This is a genomic window from Pseudomonas protegens (assembly GCF_003732485.1).
GTDB classification, from domain to species: Bacteria; Pseudomonadota; Gammaproteobacteria; order Pseudomonadales; family Pseudomonadaceae; genus Aquipseudomonas; species Aquipseudomonas protegens_B.
The window spans coordinates 1-1,073 of record NZ_MOAK01000003.1 but is presented as its reverse complement, the minus strand read 5'-3'; the positions used below and the strand labels follow the sequence as shown (position 1 = coordinate 1,073).

The 1,073-nt window shown below is 67.6% G+C and carries 1 protein-coding gene and 1 pseudogene; both read left to right on the top strand.

The genetic code is table 11. The features are described 5' to 3' along the window. On the top strand, nt 1–770 hold a 770-nt coding region (locus BLX41_RS00115), incomplete at its 5' end, for a glycosyltransferase family 2 protein (protein WP_123723270.1). A 1-nt stretch (nt 771) separates the two neighbouring features. After that, nucleotides 772–1,073: pseudogene (locus BLX41_RS00110) on the top strand (polysaccharide deacetylase family protein); the annotation flags it as partial.

Here is a 1,073-nt window from a genome sequence, read left to right as displayed (position 1 = left end):
ACATCCTGGTGTTCACCGACGCCGACAACCAATGGTCCGGCGACACCCTGGGCAAGCTCCTGGCGCCCCTGGCCGACCCACAGGTCGGGGCCTGCGGCGGGCACATGATCATCCTCAACCCGGGGCACAACCTGAGCCTGGGCGACAGCCTGTACCGGCACTACGAAGCCTGGTTGCGCCAGGCCGAGAACCGCACCGGCTGCATGGTCTCCGCCGACGGCGCGCTGCTGGCCCTGCGCCGCGAGCTGTTCCAGCGGATTCCGGCCGAGGTCAACGATGACTTCTTCATCAGCACCTGCGCCCCGGTGGCGGGCAAACGCATCGTCTATGTCGAAGAGGCCCAGGTCCTGGACCAGGGCGTGGACGAAGCCGGCAAGCAATATCGGCGGCGCCTGCGGGTCACGGTCGGCGGCTTGCAGAGTCTGGCTCAACGCCGCGAGCTGATGAACCCCTTGCGCCACGGCGCCTACGCCATTGCCCTGATCAGCCACAAGCTGATCCGCCGCCTGGCCCCGGTGCTGTTGCTGCCGTTGCTGCTGTGCAATCTGTGGCTGTGGAACGCCGGTGCCTTCTACAGCCTCGCCCTGGTTGCCCAACTGCTGGGCTACGGTGCCGGCGTGCTGGGGCTGCTGGACAGTCGCGGGCGCCTGCCCAAGGTATTTCGTTTCGCCGGCTTCGTGCTGGTGACCCTGGCCGGCATGAGCATGGGCCTCTGGCAATTTCTCCGCGGGCAGCGCTACGCCCTGTGGAACCCACAACAGAACCGCTGACATGGCCATCAAACAATCCTTCAAGCGCCTGCTGGGCAGCGCCTATCTGCACAGCCTTGGCCGTATCCGCCTGAGCGACGCCGGCGCCGTGCTGATGCTGCACCGAGTGCTGGCGGACTCCGCGGCCGCCAGCCTGCCCCATCGGGCGCCGCTGTGTATCGGCCAGGGGCATTTCGAACACTTGCTGCGCTGGCTGCGCCGGCACTTCGACTGCGTGCCCTTGCAGCACCTGCTGGAGTTCCCCGGTGGCGACCGGCCCCGGGTGGCCCTGACTTTCGACGATGGCTGGCGCGACAACGCCGA